18 protein-coding genes are annotated in these 18,984 nt (G+C 56.1%); 14 read left to right on the forward strand and 4 right to left on the reverse strand.

Features of this window, described 5'->3' with window-relative positions; translation table 11 throughout:
• The first annotated feature begins 76 nt into the window (after positions 1-76).
• From ACR0AP_RS17540 to ACR0AP_RS17560, 5 genes are read left to right on the forward strand one after another with little or no spacing between them, the layout of a single operon-like run.
• Positions 77-943: a carbohydrate ABC transporter permease gene (locus ACR0AP_RS17540; RefSeq protein ID WP_480488815.1), complete on the forward strand. Its 867-nt coding sequence runs from the start codon at positions 77-79 to the stop codon at positions 941-943.
• A 12-nt stretch (positions 944-955) separates the two neighbouring features.
• Positions 956-1,786: a carbohydrate ABC transporter permease gene (locus tag ACR0AP_RS17545; protein ID WP_209506825.1), complete on the forward strand. Its 831-nt coding sequence runs from the start codon at positions 956-958 to the stop codon at positions 1,784-1,786.
• Between the two features lie 12 nt (positions 1,787-1,798).
• Positions 1,799-2,803 carry an ABC transporter ATP-binding protein gene (locus tag ACR0AP_RS17550; protein WP_480508256.1) on the forward strand — a complete coding sequence of 335 codons (1,005 nt, stop codon included), beginning with the start codon at positions 1,799-1,801 and terminating at the stop codon, positions 2,801-2,803.
• Positions 2,800-3,573: an L-iditol 2-dehydrogenase gene (locus ACR0AP_RS17555; protein ID WP_480508258.1), complete on the forward strand. Its 774-nt coding sequence runs from the start codon at positions 2,800-2,802 to the stop codon at positions 3,571-3,573. Before ACR0AP_RS17550 ends, ACR0AP_RS17555 begins: the two co-directional genes overlap by 4 nt.
• Positions 3,573-5,072, forward strand: a complete 1,500-nt coding sequence (locus ACR0AP_RS17560) for a mannitol dehydrogenase family protein (protein ID WP_480508260.1) — start codon at positions 3,573-3,575, stop codon at positions 5,070-5,072. Before ACR0AP_RS17555 ends, ACR0AP_RS17560 begins: the two co-directional genes overlap by 1 nt.
• Positions 5,073-5,162: 90 nt before the next feature.
• Here ACR0AP_RS17560 and ACR0AP_RS17565 read toward each other — a convergent pair whose 3' ends face one another.
• Genes ACR0AP_RS17565 through ACR0AP_RS17575 form a run of 3 tightly spaced genes read right to left on the reverse strand, consistent with a single transcriptional unit; the run spans position 5,163 to position 8,389 of the window.
• On the reverse strand, positions 5,163-6,044 hold the full coding sequence (locus tag ACR0AP_RS17565; RefSeq protein WP_480484641.1) for a DMT family transporter: 882 nt from the start codon (positions 6,042-6,044) through the stop codon (positions 5,163-5,165).
• Positions 6,045-7,202 (reverse strand): acetylornithine deacetylase, encoded by a 1,158-nt coding sequence (gene argE, locus ACR0AP_RS17570; RefSeq protein ID WP_480508262.1) that lies wholly within the window; start codon positions 7,200-7,202, stop codon positions 6,045-6,047. It abuts the gene before it with no gap.
• 2 nt (positions 7,203-7,204) lie between these two features.
• On the reverse strand, positions 7,205-8,389 hold the full coding sequence (locus ACR0AP_RS17575; protein ID WP_480508264.1) for a M24 family metallopeptidase: 1,185 nt from the start codon (positions 8,387-8,389) through the stop codon (positions 7,205-7,207).
• 1,171 nt (positions 8,390-9,560) lie between these two features.
• Between ACR0AP_RS17575 and ACR0AP_RS17580 the strand changes: the two genes are divergently transcribed.
• The 6 genes from ACR0AP_RS17580 to ACR0AP_RS17605 all read left to right on the forward strand — a co-directional run bounded on the left by ACR0AP_RS17580 (position 9,561) and on the right by ACR0AP_RS17605 (position 16,151).
• The gene (locus ACR0AP_RS17580; RefSeq protein ID WP_480508266.1) at positions 9,561-11,144 is read left to right on the forward strand and encodes an ABC transporter substrate-binding protein; all 1,584 of its coding nucleotides are present in this window, start codon (positions 9,561-9,563) and stop codon (positions 11,142-11,144) included.
• 68 nt (positions 11,145-11,212) lie between these two features.
• Entirely contained in the window at positions 11,213-12,307 is a 1,095-nt protein-coding gene (locus ACR0AP_RS17585; RefSeq protein ID WP_480508268.1) for a M24 family metallopeptidase, read from the forward strand.
• Positions 12,307-13,314: an ABC transporter permease subunit gene (locus ACR0AP_RS17590; RefSeq protein WP_480477613.1), complete on the forward strand. Its 1,008-nt coding sequence runs from the start codon at positions 12,307-12,309 to the stop codon at positions 13,312-13,314. Before ACR0AP_RS17585 ends, ACR0AP_RS17590 begins: the two co-directional genes overlap by 1 nt.
• Positions 13,314-14,216 carry an ABC transporter permease subunit gene (locus ACR0AP_RS17595; RefSeq protein ID WP_480508270.1) on the forward strand — a complete coding sequence of 301 codons (903 nt, stop codon included), beginning with the start codon at positions 13,314-13,316 and terminating at the stop codon, positions 14,214-14,216. Before ACR0AP_RS17590 ends, ACR0AP_RS17595 begins: the two co-directional genes overlap by 1 nt.
• 4 nt (positions 14,217-14,220) lie before the next feature.
• The gene (locus ACR0AP_RS17600; RefSeq protein ID WP_480508272.1) at positions 14,221-15,198 is read left to right on the forward strand and encodes an ABC transporter ATP-binding protein; all 978 of its coding nucleotides are present in this window, start codon (positions 14,221-14,223) and stop codon (positions 15,196-15,198) included.
• The gene (locus ACR0AP_RS17605) at positions 15,195-16,151 is read left to right on the forward strand and encodes a dipeptide ABC transporter ATP-binding protein (RefSeq protein ID WP_480508274.1); all 957 of its coding nucleotides are present in this window, start codon (positions 15,195-15,197) and stop codon (positions 16,149-16,151) included. The genes ACR0AP_RS17600 and ACR0AP_RS17605 overlap by 4 nt, the downstream gene beginning before the upstream one ends.
• A 73-nt stretch (positions 16,152-16,224) precedes the next feature.
• On the opposite strand, the gene ACR0AP_RS17610 is transcribed toward ACR0AP_RS17605, so the two are convergent.
• Positions 16,225-16,995: a transporter substrate-binding domain-containing protein gene (locus tag ACR0AP_RS17610; RefSeq protein ID WP_480508276.1), complete on the reverse strand. Its 771-nt coding sequence runs from the start codon at positions 16,993-16,995 to the stop codon at positions 16,225-16,227.
• Between the two features lie 121 nt (positions 16,996-17,116).
• Between ACR0AP_RS17610 and ACR0AP_RS17615 the strand changes: the two genes are divergently transcribed.
• Genes ACR0AP_RS17615 through ACR0AP_RS17625 form a run of 3 tightly spaced genes read left to right on the forward strand, consistent with a single transcriptional unit; the run spans position 17,117 to position 18,972 of the window.
• Entirely contained in the window at positions 17,117-17,857 is a 741-nt protein-coding gene (locus ACR0AP_RS17615; RefSeq protein ID WP_480508278.1) for an amino acid ABC transporter ATP-binding protein, read from the forward strand.
• A gap of 9 nt (positions 17,858-17,866) precedes the next feature.
• Complete coding sequence (locus tag ACR0AP_RS17620; protein ID WP_480508280.1) at positions 17,867-18,625, forward strand: amino acid ABC transporter permease; 759 nt, start codon at positions 17,867-17,869, stop codon at positions 18,623-18,625.
• Positions 18,626-18,636: 11 nt separating this feature from the next.
• The gene (locus ACR0AP_RS17625; protein ID WP_480508282.1) at positions 18,637-18,972 is read left to right on the forward strand and encodes a carboxymuconolactone decarboxylase family protein; all 336 of its coding nucleotides are present in this window, start codon (positions 18,637-18,639) and stop codon (positions 18,970-18,972) included.
• The last annotated feature ends 12 nt before the right edge of the window (positions 18,973-18,984 follow it).

The raw sequence follows: 18,984 nt of genomic DNA on the forward strand, positions 1-18,984 counted from the left end.
TGTCCCCCGCTCCCACTTCCACAATTCGTGTTTTTCTCGCAGGCTGCCTTACGCCTGAACAGAGAGGTCTTGCACAATGGCAACTCAACATTCCAGATCAGTTGCACGCCTGATGATGGCACCCGCAGTGGTGCTGCTGCTTGGCTGGATGCTCGTGCCGCTGACGATGACCCTGTATTTTTCCTTCAAGAAATACCTTCCCTTGCGGGGCGGAGATCTCGGATGGGTGGGTTTCGACAACTATATCCGATTTGTTTCGTCCAGTTCGTTTTGGCCTGCGGTACAGGCAACGCTTGTCATTGTTATCGGCGTGTTGGCGATTACGGTCCTACTGGGCATCCTGCTGGCGATGCTTTTAGATCAACCGATGTGGGGCCAGGGGGTGGTGCGCATCCTCGTTATTGCACCATTCTTTGTTATGCCGACTGTGTCAGCTCTGGTCTGGAAAAACATGTTCATGGACCCGGTCAACGGGTTGCTGGCCCATCTGTGGCGCTTTTTCGGGGCTGAACCGGTCTCGTGGTTGTCCGAAGCTTCAATGACCTCGATTATCATGATCGTGTCGTGGCAATGGTTGCCATTTGCGACACTGATCCTTTTGACCGCAATCCAGTCGCTGGACAGTGAGCAACTGGAAGCTGCTGAAATGGATGGCGCACCTCCGCTCAAGCGGTTCTACCACATCATTCTGCCGCACCTGAGCCGTGCAATCACAATCGTAATCCTGATCCAGACAATCTTTCTGCTTTCGATCTTTGCCGAGATTTTCGTCACCACAGGTGGCGCGTTCGGCACCCGTACACTCACCTACCTGATCTTCCAGCGCGTTTTGGAAAGCCAGAATGTCGGTCTCGGATCAGCCGGAGGTGTCTATGCGATCATTCTCGCCAATATCGTTGCGGTCTTCCTGATGCGCATCGTCGGCAAGAACCTGGACGCGTGAAGAGGTAAAACCATGGCCCGCACCGTTACAATCCAACGCAAGTCGCTGAACACTGCCCTGGCCTGGGCCGTCGGTCTGCTGATCTTTTTCCCGATCCTCTGGACCATCCTGACCAGCTTCAAAACCGAAGCACAGGCCATCGCAAGCCCGCCACTGTTCCTGAACTTCGACTGGACGCTCGAGAACTATGCTGTCGTGCAGGAACGCTCGAACTACATGCGTTTCCTTTGGAACTCGGTCATCATCGCAGGCGGGTCAACCCTGTTGGGTGTGATCATTGCCGTACCGGCAGCATGGGCAATGGCGTTTGTTCCTTCGAAACGTACAAAGGACATTCTGCTTTGGATGCTCTCTACCAAGATGTTGCCGGCAGTCGGTGTCCTTTACCCGATCTACCTGCTGTTCATCCGTCTGGGGCTGCTTGATACACGAGGTGGACTGGTTGTCGTGTTGATGCTGATCAACTTGCCGATCATCGTCTGGATGCTCTACACCTACTTTCGCGAAATTCCCGGTGAAATTCTTGAAGCTGCGCGGATGGACGGGGCAACGCTGAAAGAGGAAATCCTGCACATCCTGACACCCATGGCTGTACCGGGCATCGCTTCGACTGTTTTGCTGAACTTCATTCTTGCCTGGAACGAGGCATTCTGGACCCTCAACCTGACAGCCGTTGACGCGGCCCCGCTGACCGCATTTATCGCCAGCTATTCCAGCCCCGAGGGCCTGTTCTTTGCCAAGCTCAGCGCGGCTTCGACAATGGCCATTGCACCGATCCTGATCCTTGGCTGGTTTAGCCAGAAACAACTTGTCCGCGGCCTGACTTTTGGCGCTGTGAAATAAGGAAAACTTCTCATGGGACGTATTCAACTCAAGTCCGTGACCAAAAGCTTTGGCGACGTGCAGGTTATCCCGCCACTGGATCTGACCATCGAAGACGGAGAGTTCACGGTGTTCGTCGGGCCATCGGGTTGCGGTAAGTCCACTTTGCTGCGCCTGATTGCGGGGTTGGAGGACATCACCTCTGGCTCCATCGACATTGATGGGGCCGATGCAACAAACGTACCACCTGCAAAACGCGGTCTGGCGATGGTTTTCCAGTCTTATGCCTTGTACCCGCACATGTCCGTTCGCAAGAACATCGCCTTTCCCTTGCGGATGGCAAAACTGGATCAGGCCGAAATCGACAAACGTGTGGAAGGGGCCGCGCAGGTTCTGAACCTGACCGACTATCTGGATCGCCGCCCCGGCCAACTGTCTGGTGGCCAGCGCCAGCGTGTGGCCATCGGGCGTGCCATTGTCCGCGAACCCGCAGCGTTTCTGTTCGATGAGCCGCTGTCCAACCTGGACGCCGCGCTGCGCGTTGGCATGCGTTTGGAGATCAGCGAGTTGCACGAGCGGTTGGCGACAACCATGATCTATGTGACCCATGATCAGGTCGAAGCGATGACGATGGCCGACAAGATCGTCGTGCTTCAGGCTGGTGTGATCGAGCAGGTCGGAAGCCCGCTGGACCTATATCGAACGCCGCGAAACCTTTTTGTCGCCGGGTTCATCGGTTCGCCCAAGATGAACTTTATCGAAGGCGAAGAGGCTGCAAAACACGGCGCACATACAATCGGTATCCGCCCCGAACATATTGCAGTGTCCGAGAACGAAGGAACCTGGAGCGGTGTCGTCGGCGTGTCCGAACATCTTGGATCAGATACGTTTTTCCACATACATGAAACCGGTCTGGCGGAAACAATCACGGTGCGCGCGGACGGAGAGGTTGGATTTCGGCATGGCGACCGCATCTACCTGACACCACGTGCCGACGTGCTTCATCGCTTTGACGCCCAAGGGCTACGGATCGAATGAAGCGACTGGACGGAAAAACCGCGCTCATCACTGGGGCTGCGCGCGGAATCGGGCTGGCCTTTGCAAAAGCTTACGTCGCCGAAGGCGCGCGTGTGGCCATTGCCGACATTGACATCGCGCGGGCGCAATCCGCAGCCTCGGAAATTGGTGACGCTGCAATAGCGGTCGAAATGAATGTCGCTGATCTGGACAGCATCGACCATGCTGTTGCATGCACCGTGGATCAATTCGGTCAGATTGATATTCTGATCAACAATGCCGCCGTTTTCTCAGCGGCGCCCATCACCGAAATCGATCGCGCCGATTACCAGCATGTCTTCGATATCAATGTCTCTGGCACCCTGTTTACACTGCAGGCCGTTGCGCGACACATGATCGACGCCAATGTCAAAGGCCGGATCATCAATCTGGCCTCACAGGCCGGTCGGCGTGGCGAACCTCTGGTCGCCGTTTACTGCGCCAGCAAGGCCGCCGTAATCTCTTTGACGCAGTCTGCGGGGCTCAATCTGATCGCCCACGGGATAAATGTGAATGCGATCGCACCCGGTGTTGTGGATGGAGAGCATTGGGACGGTGTGGACGCCTTCTTTGCGAAGTACGAAAACAAAAAACCCGGACAGAAGAAGCGCGAAGTTGCATCAGCGGTACCGTTCGGCCGTATGGGACGGGCCGAGGATTTGACCGGGATGGCTGTGTTTCTGGCGTCTGATGAAGCGGAATACATCGTAGCCCAGACTTACAATGTCGACGGCGGAAACTGGATGAGCTGATGACCCCTTTGGCGGACATAACACCGGTAGAGCTGCGCCTCGACCACCTTGGGGCGCTTCCGGCAGATATCAAGAAACCCGGATACCGGCGAGAAGATTTGGCACCTGGGATTGTTCATATCGGACTTGGGAATTTTCACCGTGCGCATCAGGCATGGTACATCCACAGGCTGATGCAAAAAGGGTTGGCCCTCGACTGGGCGATCATCGGGGCGGGCGTTCGGGCATATGACGCGGACATGCGTGAAAAGCTGATCCGGCAGGACTGTCTGACAACTTTGATTGAGCTTGACCCGTCCGGTGTTTCCGCCGAAGTCATCGGCCCGTTGATGGACTATCTGCCCATTGAACCCGGAAATGCGCCTCTGATCCGGAAGATGTCCGATCCCGCCATTCGGATCGTGTCCCTTACCGTCACGGAAGGTGGCTATTTTCTGGATGCCAAGTCGGGTGCTTTCGACGTGGACCACGATGATATTCGACACGACGTGCAAAACCCGCAACAGCCTCGCACGGTCTTTGGTGCCATAGTGGCAGCACTTGGCAATCGCCGTTCTGCCGGACATCTGCCCTTTACGGCATTAAGCTGTGACAACCTTCAGGGCAACGGTACCATCCTGCGCAATTGCGTTGTTGAACTGGCGCGCCTTACGGACCCTGATCTTGCGGATTGGATCGATCAGAACGGGGCGTTTCCGAATTCAATGGTGGATTGCATTGTTCCCGCCACCTCTGATCAAGTTCGGTCGCAGGCTCGAGCCCTAGGAATTGAAGACTGCGTTCCGGTGTCACACGAGAATTTCCGCCAATGGGTGATTGAGGATGATTTCTGCGCCGGGCGGCCAATGTTGGAGAATGTCGGCGTTACGATCACCAAGGACGTACACGCATATGAAACACTGAAACTGCGCATTCTGAACGGCGGGCACCAGATTCTGGCGAATGTGGGCGAGGTTCTGAACATCCCCACAATCTCGGACTGCATGAACGACCGGGAAATTTCGGCATTCTTCCTGAAAGTCCAGACCGAAGAAATTCTTCCTCATGCCAGTGCGGTTCCTGGGATGACACCGGAACAGTATCTGGATCTGGTTAAACGCAGATTTTCGAATACGGCTATTCACGATACCACGCGACGCGTGGCCTTTGATGGGTCTGCGCGCCACCCCGGTTTCCTGCTTCCGTCCATTCGCGATGCTCTGGCCTCGGGTACATCTGTCACTGGGCTGGCGCTGGTTGAAGCTTTCTGGTGCCGGATGTGCGCCGGTCTGCGTGAGGATGGATCAGAGATTGCGCCCAATGATCCCATCTGGAGCGATTTGCAGAGTGCGGCCCTTGCCGCCAGGGAACAGCCCGAAAAGTGGCTTGAGGCAGCAAACCTGTACGGAAGTACTGGTCGTGAAGCCCAGTTCGCAGAAGCCTTCATACGCTGGTTGCCACGGATTTGGCAGCACGGATGCCGGACGACGATCAAAAGCTATCTGAATGCGCTTTCCTGACGGATGTGATCTCGGTTCAGGTGGTTTCCATTATAGAACTGGTCGCAGGCTTTGAATTTCCGGTTGTCCGATCGAAAACTGCCATAGGCGTCAATCTTTGGATTTCCGCACGATATATACGCCTGCGAGGCAGAGAGCGAAACCAAAGGCGATGCGCCAGGTGACCGGCTCGCCCAGGATCATCCAGGCCAGTGCTATTGCCAAAGGTGTGACAAGGTAAAGCAATGTGGACACGCGGGTCGCGTCGCCGCGCTGAACAAGTGCGACATAGAGGCTGATCGAGATCAGGGAATTGGCGATGACCAGATACGCAAGGGAAAGGATCAGGTTTGGATGCCAGGTGACTTCCATTGTTTCGGTCGCCATTGCGATGGGAAGCAGCACGGCAAATCCGATCACATATTGAACAGCACCACCCAACACTGGGTCGCTGCGCCGCCCGTGACGTTTTTCCAGCAAAGTGGCGGCGGTCAGGCCGACCAATGCACTAACCGCAAGCAGCCCGGCGGAAAGAGGCACTGCGCTGGTCTTGTCAAAGACGCTGATTGCAACCCCCGCAAAACCCAGCGCCAGGCCGACCCACATCACGGGCCGTCCACGCGCTTCTCCGACCAACGGAGAGAAGGCGGCGACAAGTGCGGGTTGCAAGGCCATCACGATGGCAGTGGTGCCGGCACCCAACCCCTGTTTCATCGCCTGGTAGGCCAGACCGAAGTAAACACACTGAATAAGAAACCCACTTGCCGCCATCGCGGCCCAGTGCGCCGGATCACGCGGCAGGGCAGGGCGGAACACCGCCAGCAGCGGCAGAAGACACAGAACAGCCAGACCATAACGGATCGCAAGCATGGTCATCGGTTCCACATAGGGCAGCCCCAGCTTGGCAAAGCTGTAGCCACCCGCCCAGAACAACACGAACAGAACCGGTGCACCCAACCAGAATATCGATACCGCGCGGGCCGAGGTCATCATCTATTCCAGCTTCGAAGATAATCGCCCAAGCATATCAAGGCATTGGGCCATTTGGTCGACCGAGACGTATTCATCGGGTTTATGCGCTTGATCGATTGATCCGGGGCCGCAGACAACGACGCTCATCCCCAACTGCTGGAATATCCCGGCCTCGGTGCCGAAAGGTACAACGTCGGCGCCATTTGCCCCTGTCAGTTCCATCACAAGGTCACGCGCTTCGTTGTCGTCCATTGGCTCCAGCCCGTCGACCTCACCGATTACTTCGGTCTTGATACCGGCATCGGGATGAACAGTCTGCATTGCCGGGATCAGGGTTTGCGCGCAAAACCGGTGCAGTTCGTCTTTGACGTAATCCGCATCCGCCTTTTGCACTGGTCGCATCTCCCAATCGACCCGCGCCTTACCGGGGATCACATTATGGGCCACCCCGCCCACCAGCGAACCGGTATTTATTGTTGTCCATGGCGGGTCGAACGGGCTGTTTTCCGGTGCTCGCCCTTGCAAATCAGCCTTCAGCGCCAGCAGTTTCGACACGTATTGCACTGCGTATTCGACAGCGTTAACGCCGCGCTCGGGGGCCGAGCCATGGCCTTCGAACCCGGTAAAATGTGCTGTATATTCATAGCAGCCCTTGTGGCCTTCGATGATGCGCATCGAGGTGGGCTCGCCGATGATGACCACAGCGGGTTTGATCGCTTTCTCCCGCAGGGTTTTGGCCAAAGCCTGCGCGCCAAAACAGCCGATTTCTTCATCATAGGTAAAGGCAAAATGCACCGGGCGCTGAAGGGCCAGCTTTGCGTAGTACGGGGCCATGACGACTGCCGCCGCGATAAACCCTTTCATATCGCAGGTTCCGCGCCCAAACCACTTGCCGTCCCGCTCATCCATCACGAACGGGTCCGAGGACCAGTCCTGATCGGCGACAGGCACTACATCGGAATGGCCTGACAGAACGACACCACCGTCGCGCTTGGGGCCCAACGTGGCAAAAAGATTGGCTTTGGTGCCGGTTTCGTCATGCCATATTTCCACCGCTGCACCGCAATCGCTCAACCGGTCCGCGAGGTGCTTGATCATGTCCAGGTTGCTGTCTGACGAAACCGTAGGGAAGCTGATCAGTTCGCCCAGCAGGGTCTTGGCGTCTTCGAGGATGCTCAAGCTTAGTCTTTCACAAAGAGCTTTCGCTCGATATTGCACAGGGCTTCGGCGGGGCCGTTTTCAGTAATAAGAATGGTTTCCGTGGTCTCAAGCCCCCAGCTGTCCATCCACAGCGCAGGCATGAAATGGAAAACCATGCCCGGTTGCAGAATGGTCTCGTCTTCGGCACGGATCGACGCTGTCCGTTCGCCCCAATCTGGCGGATAGCTCAGACCGATAGGGTATCCCATGCGCCCCTCACGTTCGAGTCCGTGACGGGCAAGAACCTTTAGAAAAGCGTTTGCAATGTCGCTGGTCCGTTTGCCAGCCCGGGCAGCCTCTAGACCCGCCGCTATCCCTTCGATCTGTGCGCGTTCCGCGTCCCGCATTTCTGGCGGCGGAGTGCCAAGAAATACCGTGCGGCAAAGCGGAGCGTGATAGCGCCGATAGCAGCCGGACAGTTCGAAAAATGTTGCTTCACCCTTCTTCATCGGTGCGCCATTCCATGTCAGGTGCGCGGCAGTGGCATCCAGCCCCGAAGGTGTCAAAGGGACAATAGCCGGGTAATCCCCCCAATCATCCTCAACCCCGGTAATCCCGGCGTGAAAGATATCTGCGACAAGGTTGTTCTTGCGCACGCCCACTGCGGCGCGATCAATGGCCGTTTGGATAACTTTTTCTGAAATCCGGGCCGCCTTGCGAATAAAAACAACCTCTTCTTCCGACTTGATCAGGCGCTGCCAGTTAACCAGTGCCGTCGCATCCACCAGCGTTGCTTCGGGCAATTCCTTGCCTAAAACCTCGTGTGCCTTTGCGGAATAGTAATAGTTCTCCATCTCAACGCCGATACGGGTCGCGTCCAGCCCAAGCGCGCGAATGTGGCCAGCCAGATCCTGCATGGGATGGCGTATGGTTGATTGAACGTAGTGGTCTGCATAGCCGCGAATGTTGTCCCTGGACATCCAGCATGTGCGCAACCCACCCAATGCATCCATCTGGCGTCCCCACCAAATCGGCTCACCTTCCATGCCGAGCAATACGCCCTGATGCACGTAAAAGGACCAACCATCATAGCCAGTCAGCCAAGCCTGGTTCGAAGGGTCGGTGACAAACAGTAGCTCTAACCCCGCTTTTTCCATAGCGCTTCGGGTCTTGGCGATCCTGCGGTCATATTCCGCTTGGCTGAAGGGGGCGTGTTCAATCGGCATGGCATCCTCGGAGGCTGGATATGACACGTACTTGAGCGCAATCTTACCAATTTGTACACAAATGAACTTGTAAGCGATACCTGAACCGAAACCCCTATTAGAAGTTATTGGGTTATCTAACGAGGAGATCATGGTACGCGTACAGGGTATTCGCCCTCAGCATCGAAGGACGCAGTAGAATAGAGCGCTGGAAGCATGCGAAGTCCCTGTTCGGTGGTTAGTGCGCTTCCGAAACCGCGCCAAAAGTCATGAGCCACCGAGGGTCATGAGAAAGTTCTTCAGACCTCATCTGATCGCGGTTTTCGCGGGCCAATCGACTATTTGTGCGGTTTTATGCTGCGCCTGAGCGAGGATCGGCATTTCTCCGCTGGATATGATTGCAAGACGGCAACGGTGGCACCTGATCTCGCGCGCGGCATGGTGCAGAGGGTCGGTGTCTTGGGGCACAGTGAAGGCTCGCTGCCAAACCCCAGATGTCCAAGGACTCAATCAATGCTACACACTGCGCCCACCTGTCGAGAGGCGGCCCCTTGTTTCGATGCATGTCGATCCAGCGCGCTCGACACCAACGGCATTCTCAATTCAACGCGTGCCGCGTCCCCTGTGGTGAACGAGGCAGAGTGTCAAAGCCTGCGCAACTCGGCCGGTCAGAGGAAAGCGCGCAATCTTTGGGGAATGGTTGCGTGGGGTTTGTTGGTGATAGTCCAAATCGCTGCGTACGCCGCCATGTTCTATGGCGTGTTGGTTATGCATATCTCGCTGCTTCCCTACGTATTTCTGGTAGCACTGACAGTCTTATTCTGGCTGGGCTACGATTGCATTCGCGATATGCGCAAGGATGCTTCATCAGCTAACAGTCAAAGTTAGATATCCTTTCTTACCTGAATGACTTCGGGTCAATGACAGTCAATATCTGTGGCCAAACTGCCGGGCCCAGTGGAATGTAAGTGTTGCCCTTCGTGATTTCCTTGGGGCAGGGCGCTTTCAGGTTCAAGACACACCCTGGCAACAGGCATCTTTCACGAAAGTCAGTGACAGAGCCGGTTGACAACAGGTTTTGTATTTTGGATACATTTGTCAGGGATATCGCAACGACCTGTATTGTCACTGAACGCTCTGACGACAAAGAGCCCTGCGATTGTCTTGCCAAGTCCATTTCTGGGAGAAAATCATGAAACTCAATCTTCTGGCCGCAACCACGGCAATAGCCCTGTCGGGTGCCGTGGCACAGGCAAATACCCTGGTGTATTGTTCCGAAGGTTCACCCGAGGGGTTTGACCCTGCACTGTTTACCGCAGGAACTACCTTTGATGCCTCGTCGCATCCTATTTACAACCGGTTGCTTGAATTCGAAACCGGTACAACCAATGTGATCCCCGGTCTGGCTGAAAGTGTCGAGGCCAGTGATGATGGCCTGGAATACACGTTCAAGCTGCGCCAGGGTGTCAAATTCCATTCGAATGACGAATTCACCCCGACCCGCGACTTCAACGCTGATGACGTAATCTTTTCCTTCATGCGCCAAAAGGACGAGAACCACCCCTATAACCAAGTGTCTGGCGGCACGTGGGAATACTTCCAGGGTATGGGGATGCCGGATCTGGTCTCTTCTATCGAAAAGATTGATGACTACACGGTGAAGTTCACCCTGTCCAAGCCAGAGGCACCCTTTGTTGCGAACATGGCGATGGATTTTGCATCGATCATGTCAGCCGAATATGGCGATGCTATGATGGCTGCCGGAACGCCTGAAAAACTGAATACTGCACCCATCGGGACCGGGCCTTTCTCGTTCGTGGCCTACCAGAAAGACGCGGTGATCCGCTATGCGGCCAATGGCGATTATTGGAAAGAACCGGCGCAGGTCGAAAACCTGATCTTTGCCATTACGCCGGACGCGTCTGTTCGTTACCAGAAGCTGAAAGCTGGCGAATGCCATGTGATGCCTTACCCGAACCCGGCTGACATTCAGGCGATGAAGGATGATGCAGACATCAACATGATGGAGCAGGAAGGGCTGAACGTCGGGTATCTGGCTTACAACACCACGATGGCGCCGTTCGACAACCCCAAGGTTCGCAAAGCGTTGAACATGGCGATCGACAAGCAGGCGATCATCGACGTGGTTTTCCAGGGTTCAGGCCAGGCTGCCAAGAACCCGATCCCGCCAACCATGTGGAGCTATAACGACGCTATCGTGGACGATCCATACGATCCCGAAGCGGCCAAGGCTATGCTTGATGCCGAAGGTGTCACAGACCTGTCGATGAAGATCTGGGCGATGCCGGTTCAGCGCCCCTACAACCCCAATGCCCGCCGCATGGCCGAGCTGATCCAGGCTGATTTTGCCAAGGTTGGTGTGGGCGTCGAAATCGTCTCGTACGAATGGGGCGAATACCTGTCACGCTCGAAAGAACTGAACCGCGATGGAGCTGTTTTGCTGGGCTGGACCGGTGATAACGGCGATCCGGACAACTTCCTGGCCGTTCTGCTGGGCTGTGACGGGGTCGAGGCATCGAACCGTGCTCAATGGTGCCACCAGCCGTTCGAGGATCTGATCCTGAAAGCCAAGCAAAGCACCGATCAGGCAGAGCGGACCAAGCTGTATGAAGAAGCGCAGGTCGTGTTCAAAGAGCAGGCCCCATGGGCAACCATTGCTCACTCGGTTGTATTCATGCCGATGAGCAACAAGGTGCAAGGCTACAAAGTGCACCCGCTGGGCGGCCACATCTTCTATGGTGTGAGCGTCGAGTAAGGCACCACTCACTCACCGGAGCTGCCTGTTTGGCAGCTCCGGCTTTTTTATTGAGGAGGTCGGCCTGAATGCCGGATCTGTCCGAATATCGTCAACTGGCGCGGGACCTGTCAGTCGACGCAGTAGCTCTTGTACCTGGCCCGAATTTCACACGCGCTTTGGGAAAATCTTTCATGAGCCACGAACGGCCCTTCGTGGTCGTTGTCCCGGCTGAGGGACAGGCCGCGGCGATTGTGCCCAATCTGGAACTGGCCTCATGGGATCTTGTCGGGTTCGAGGGCGCTGTTTTCGATTGGCGCGATCAGACCGGTTATGACGATGCGTTTACCGCATTGGCCGCGCATATGCCGATCCGCTCGCTGGCGGTGGAAGGTCAGGTGATGCGGGTTTTTGTCTCTGCCGCGTTTACCCGTGCTTTGCCGGATTTGAGGATCGTCGACGGTGAACGCGAAATCTCGGGCCTGCGCAGCATCAAGACCGATGAAGACATTGCCGCGATGCAGGCGGCCATCGATATCTCGGAACGTGCGTTGGAGCGTGTGATTGCAGATGTGCGTGTCGGCCAGACCGAAAAACAGGTCGAACAGGCCTTGATACAGGCACTGTTTGCAGAAGGGGCCGAGTCACTGGCGTTTTCGCCCATCGTGGCGGCTGGCGACAATTCGGCACGGCCGCATGGGAAAGCGCGCAACGACTACCAGATCAGGACAGGCGACGCGTTACTGTTCGATTTCGGTGCCCGCAAAGATGGTTTTGCCGCCGACATCACGCGAACCTTCTTTGTTCAGGACGTGTCGGACGAGGGCAGGGAAGTCTACGATGCCGTTCTGCGCGCCAACAAAGCCGGGTTCGAAGCCTGCCGCCCGGGTGTAACGGCCCATGACATCGACGATGCGGTCATAAGCGTGCTCGAGGCCTCGCCATTTGCGGATCGTATTCGCACCAAAACGGGTCACGGGTTGGGTCGGGATGTGCATGAGGCACCTTATATCATGCGTGGGAATCATCAGAAAATCCTGCCGGGTATGGTCTGGACGAATGAACCAGGTCTGTATGCGCTCGAAAGTTTTGGCGTTCGCATCGAAGATGATGTGCTTGTCACTGAGGATGGCTGCCGGTCGCTGACCCATTTCCCCAAAGAGCTTACAATCATAGGTCGCTGATGTTTGGTTACTTACTCACCCGCATTGGCCTGTTCGTCCCGACCTTTCTGGGCGTGACGTTGATTTCATTCATGTTTATCCGGGTGCTGCCGGGTGATCCGATCATCGTCATGGCCGGCGAGCGCGGCATGACTGAAGAACGCTACCAGGAAATGGTGGAAAAGCTGGGTTTCGACAAACCGGTGTTGCAGCAATACTGGGAATACCTTGCCGGAGTTTTGCAGGGCGATCTCGGCGAAAGCTTTGTCACAAAAAAACCGGTCTGGGAGGAGTTCTTTTCGCTGTTCCCCGCGACAATGGAACTTTCGCTCTGCGCCATGATCTTCGCCATCGCATTGGGTCTGCCTGCCGGTGTGATTGCGGCGGTGAACCGGGGGAAGTTTTTTGACAGGGCACTGATGTCTTCGGCATTGGTCGGATATTCGATGCCCATCTTCTGGTGGGCGCTGCTGCTGATCATCGTGTTTTCGGGCAATCTTGGCTGGACACCGGTGTCCGGCCGGATCGACCTGCTTTATTACTTCCCAAGTGTCACTGGCTTTATGCTGATCGACAGTCTTTTGTCCGGACAGGAAGGCGCATTCGGGTCGGCCGTTCGTCATCTGATCCTTCCGACGATTGTGCTAGGTACTATTCCGCTGGCCGTGATCGCGCGTCAGACCCGGTCGGCGATGCTGGAGGTTCTGGGCGAGGATTATATCCGCACCGCGCGTGCCAAAGGGTTGTCGCCGACCCGGGTAAACGGGCTGCATGCGCTACGTAACGCGCTGATACCGGTTGTCACGGTGATCGGGTTGTCGGTTGGTACGTTGCTGGCGGGGGCAATTCTTACTGAAACCATCTTCAGCTGGCCGGGCATCGGCAAGTGGATGGTCGACAGTATTTTCCGCAGGGATTACCCGGTGGTGCAAGGGGGTTTGCTGATGATCGCGGTGATCGTGATGCTGGTGAACCTGCTGGTCGATGTCCTGTACGGCATCATCAACCCAAAAATCCGGAGACGATGATGTCCGAGCTTTCGTCGACCCAGCCCGTAACTGAAAATCGTCCCAGCGCACTGCGAGAGTTCTGGTATTACTTCAGCGAAAACCGCGGTGCCGTGATTGGGTTGTGGGTCTTTGCAGGTTTTGTGTTCTGTGCGGCCTTTGCCCCTTTGCTGGCCCCCTATGATCCGACCGAACAGTTCCGGGACCATATCCTGCAACCCCCTGCCTGGCAGGAAGGCGGAAGCTGGGCCTTTCCGTTGGGTACCGATCCTTTGGGCAGGGATATGCTGTCGCGGCTGATCATGGGTTCACGCTATTCCTTCTTTGTGGGGATCGTTGTGGTCTGTGTTGCCGTAACGGGTGGCGTAATGGTCGGCCTTCTGTCGGGTTTTGCGCCCAAATGGGTTGATACATTGATCATGCGGGTGATGGACATCGTCCTGGCTTTCCCGTCTTTGCTGCTAGCCCTTGTTCTGGTCGCCATTCTGGGCCCATCACTGACCAACGCGATGATCGCCATCGCCATCGTGTTTCAACCGCATTACGTGCGCCTGACCCGCGCGTCGGTTCTGGCGGAACGGCAGAAAGACTATGTAACCTCGGCCCGTGTGGCTGGTGCGGGCAAGTCGCGGCTGATGTTCATCACGGTGTTGCCCAATTGCCTGGCGCCAATCATCGTTCAGGCGGCCCTGTCTTTTTCCACTGCCATTCTGGACGCGGCGGCCCTTGGGTTTCTGGGCATGGGCGCGCAGCCCCCCACGCCGGAATGGGGCACCATGCTGGCTGAAGCGCGCGAGTTCATCCTGCGCGCATGGTGGGTTGTCACCTTCCCCGGTCTCGCAATTCTGGTCACCGTGCTTGCCATCAACCTAATGGGCGACGGGTTGCGCGATGCGCTGGACCCGAAACTGAAACGGAGCTGATCGCATGAGCCTTTTGCAGATCCGTAATCTGACTGTCGAGTTCGCCACATCTTCGGGCAGTTTCCGCGCCGTGGACGGTGTCGATCTGTCGGTCGACAAAGGCGAATTGCTGGCCATCGTTGGCGAAAGCGGTTCGGGCAAGTCTGTGTCGATGCTGGCACTGATGGGCTTGCTGCCCTGGACCGCCACGATCACCGCCGATGAGATGAGCTTTGAAGGCCGCGACCTGTCCGGTATCTCGGCCCGTGAACGGCGCAAGATCATAGGCAAGGACATGGCGATGATCTTTCAGGAGCCGATGTCTTCGCTGAACCCCTGTTTTACTGTCGGGTTCCAGATCAAAGAGGCATTGCGCATCCACCTTGGCCTGAACCGAAAAGAGCGTCATGAGCGTGCGGTCGAATTGTTCGATCAGGTTGGCATTCCCGCGCCTGAAAGCCGCCTGAATACTTTTCCGCATCAGATGTCAGGGGGTATGAACCAACGGGTTGTGATCGCGATGGCCATTGCCTGCAAGCCCAAGCTGCTGATTGCAGATGAACCGACCACCGCGCTGGACGTGACCATTCAGGCGCAGATTCTGGACCTGTTGATCCGGTTGCGTGATGAGCATGACATGGGTCTTGTTCTGATCACCCATGACATGGGTGTCGTTGCGGAAACCGCCGAGCGGGTTCAGGTGCAATATGCTGGGCAAAAGGTTGAAGAACAGCCTGTCAGGGATTTGTTCCGAACCCCCCGCCATCCCTATACCACGGCCCTGCTAAGTGCTTTGCCGGAGCGGGCGACGTCCAAGATTCTGCCGACGATTTCAGGTGTTGTCCCGGGGCAATTCGACCGTCCAAAAGGATGCCTTTTCAGCCCAAGGTGCCGCTTTGCCGATGCGACCTGCGCACAAACCCCGCCGAGACCTCATGCCGAGGCGTTTGGCAAGGCGCGCTGTCACCATGTTGAAAAGATTGCCGCCGGAGAGCTGGTATGACCACACCTATCGTTCAGGCCAAAGACCTGGCCCGGTTTTACACGGTCAAAGGTGGGTTGCTGTCCAAACCCGCTACCGTAAAGGCTCTGTCGGGGGTGGATTTCGACCTGCTGCCAGGAAAAACACTGGCCATTGTCGGAGAGTCAGGCTGTGGCAAGTCTACGCTGGCCAGACTGATTACAATGATCGAAGAACCTACCTCGGGCAGCCTGACGATCAACGGGGTCGATATTACCCCTTCGCAATGGAGCAAGATGCGAGAGACGGTACAGATCGTCTTTCAAGACCCCTATAGCTCGTTGAATCCGCGTCAGCGCATCGGGCAGATCCTGCAGGAACCGCTGATTATCAACCGGCCACAGATGACAGCCGCCGATCGCGAAAAGCACGCTCGCAAGATGATCGAGATGGTGGGTCTGCGCCCGGAACATTATGACCGCTATCCGCATATGTTCTCGGGTGGGCAGCGCCAGCGGATCGCCATTGCGCGAGCGCTTATGCTGGATCCCAAGGTGCTGGTTCTGGATGAACCTGTCTCGGCGCTGGATGTTTCGATTCAATCGCAGATCCTGAACCTGCTGGTCGATCTTCAGGAACGGCTGAACCTGGCCTACCTGTTCATTTCACATGACTTGTCGGTTGTCCGGCATTTCGCCGATGACGTGATTGTCATGTATTTGGGGCGCGCGGTTGAAAAAGGCCCGAAAGAGCAGCTGTTCGCGGCACCCCGACATCCGTACTCCAAGGCGTTGCTGTCCACGACGCCCCGTGCCGACCCGGATGCCCGGAAAGAGCGGATCAAGCTGGAAGGCGAATTGCCGTCACCGATGAATATCCCGAAAGGGTGCGCTTTTGCGCAACGATGCTGGCTTGCGACGGACCAGTGCAGGCAAACATTGCCTGAATTGGATGACGAAACCCATCAGGTCGCGTGTCTGCATCCTCTTTTCTGAAGAACCAGATGGCAGACGAAAACGCCCGGGCCATAGGACCGGGCGTCAGGAAGTCCGCACGTCCTTGAAGGCGTCAGAGCCCCCATTTCTCGCGGTTTGCTTCAAAAAAACCTTCCGCTTTTTTCACTTCGATCCAGTTGTTCACATAGTTGATCCAGATCTGATCGCCTTGTGGCAGGATCATCGCAATCGGCGAAGGTGATCGGGGGCCGGCGTTTTTCACGCGGATAACAGGAAACTTCTCTTCAAGGGTCGAGCCCTCGATGTTCGACGTTATGAATACATCAGCACGACCGGCGATTACTTCCTGATACCCGCGGGCCGGGGCCTCGACCACCTTGATCTCGGCGTTCGGGAACCATTCGCGGACCCGTTTTTCGAATGTGGTGCCCAAAGTCGTCGCGACTTTCACACCGGTCTGGTTGATCGAGTCATACCCGTCGAATTTGTCGACCTTGTCCTTGGTGGTGTAGGGGAAGAGCTCCACCGAGATATAGCTGTCGGAAAAACCCGCAACTTTCATGCGCGGTGGCGAAATCGATGCCGACCCGGTCAGGTGGTACTTGCCCGCGACCACACCATTCACCAGTGTTTTCCAGTCGGTGGGGACAAATTCGACCTCAACTCCAAGATCGGCGGCCAATGCTTTCATGATGTCGATGTCGTACCCTTTGTAACTGTTGGTTGCCGGGTCGCGCAGTGTCATCGGGTTCCAGTCACCTGTGGTCCCAACCTTGAGAACGCCGGAATCCAGCACCTCGTTCAGCGCAGATTGCGCCTGTGCGGAACCGGACAATACAAGCCCCAACACGGCAACCGCCGCGGCTTTCCAAAAAACGCTCATAGGTATCTCCCGTTGGTGGCGTTACGACCTTGTGATTGCAATCCTCATTGATTTCAGTCCAAAGGGAAAGATAACCTCAAGAAAATATTACTATGGGGCAAAAACGGGGGCAGTTCAGCTTATGGCAGGCGCCGCAATCGAACTTGTGGGCGTGAATAAGTGGTATGACACGTTTCACGTTCTCAAGGACATTAGCCTGACGGTCAGCAGCGGCGAAAAGGTGGTGATTTGCGGGCCTTCGGGGTCAGGCAAGTCCACCGTCGTTCGATGTATCAACCGGTTGGAAAAACACCAGAAAGGGATCATTCGGATAGATGGGGTTGACCTGGCGGATGACGCTAAGTCAACGGCAACCATCCGGTCCGATGTCGGGATGGTTTTCCAGCAATTCAATCTGTTTCCGCATTTGACCGTTTTGGAAAACCTGACTTTGGGTCCGATCAAAGCGCGCGGCCTGAGCCGGAAGGACGCGGAGGAAAAAGCGCGCCGTTATCTGGATCGTGTTCATATCCCCGATCAGGCGGACAAAAAGCCCATGCAGTTGTCCGGAGGTCAGCAGCAACGTGTGGCGATTGCACGATCCTTGTGCATGGAACCGCGCGCGCTGTTGTTCGATGAACCCACGTCGGCGCTGGACCCCGAGATGATCTCGGAAGTGTTGGAAGTTATGGTTGAACTGGCGAATGAGGGCATGACCATGGTGGTCGTGACCCACGAGATGGGGTTTGCCCGCAAAGTGGCTGACAAGATGATCTTCATGGATGCTGGTGAAATCGTCGAAGAAGGCAAGCCGGAGCATTTCTTCACCAATCCTCAGTCTGACCGCTGTCGCAAATTCCTGTCTCAGATACTGCAGCACTGAGAGGGGCCGATGAAAAAACTTCTACTAATTGTACCTTTGCTGCTGCTGGCAGGCTGTTCGTCTTCCCAGACCTGGGGTTGGTATGTGATCGACCCGACCACAGCATCGGGCTGGATCAATGTGAAATTTCTGATCTCGGGGATGGGGGCAACGATTCAGATTTCACTAATCGCTGCGGCGGTGTCGATCATCATCGGATTGTTGGTGGCCCTGCCGGGATTGTCCGAGAAACGCGGCTGGCGGCTGGTTAACCGTGTTTACGTTGAATTTATTCGCGCCATTCCCCTGCTGCCGATGCTGTTCTGGGTCTTTTATGGCTTGCCCATCGTGTTCAAGTCGATGGGCATGAATGTCCCCATCGATCCTTTTTGGGGTGCGATCATCACATTGGCGATTTCTGACAGCGCCTTCACTGCCGAGATTTACCGCGCAGGCATTCAATCCATCGCGCGTGGTCAAAGCGAAGCGGCGCAGACCATCGGGCTGAACTATGTGCAGACCATGCGTTATGTGATCCTGCCGCAGGCAATCCGGCGCATTCTGCCGCCCTTGGCAAACCAGTTCATCTACATCGTCAAGATGAGCGCATTCGCCAGCGTCATCGGGATGCAGGAACTGACCCGGCGCGCGAATGAGCTGGTGGTCACGGAATACCGCCCGCTGGAAATATATACCCTGCTGGTCTTTGAATACCTGATCCTGGTTCTGATCATCAGTGCGGGTGTGCGCTGGCTGGAGCGTCGTATGGGCGCGGACGAGCGCGGATAAGGAGAATGGATATGGACTGGAAAGCTTTCATGGCCGAGACCGAGGCCAATATCGGAACCTTTTCAAAGGAAGTGCCCGAAACCGTTCGCGGTTTTGGCATAATGGGCAAGGCCGCCAAGACCAATGGCGTATTAAGTGAGAAGACCAAGGAATTCATGGCCCTTGGCATCGCCATTGCGACCCGCTGCGACAGCTGCATAGGGTTTCACGTGCGTTCCCTTGTCCGGCTGGGTGCAACCCGAGACGAGATGTGCGAGGCCTTGGCGATGGCGACCTATATGGGCGGCGGGCCGTCTTATGCTTACAGCGCCAAAGCTTTGAAGGCTTATGATGTGTTTTCCGGGTAATTGCTGCGCAAA

Source organism: Ruegeria sp. AF7, assembly GCF_056541885.1.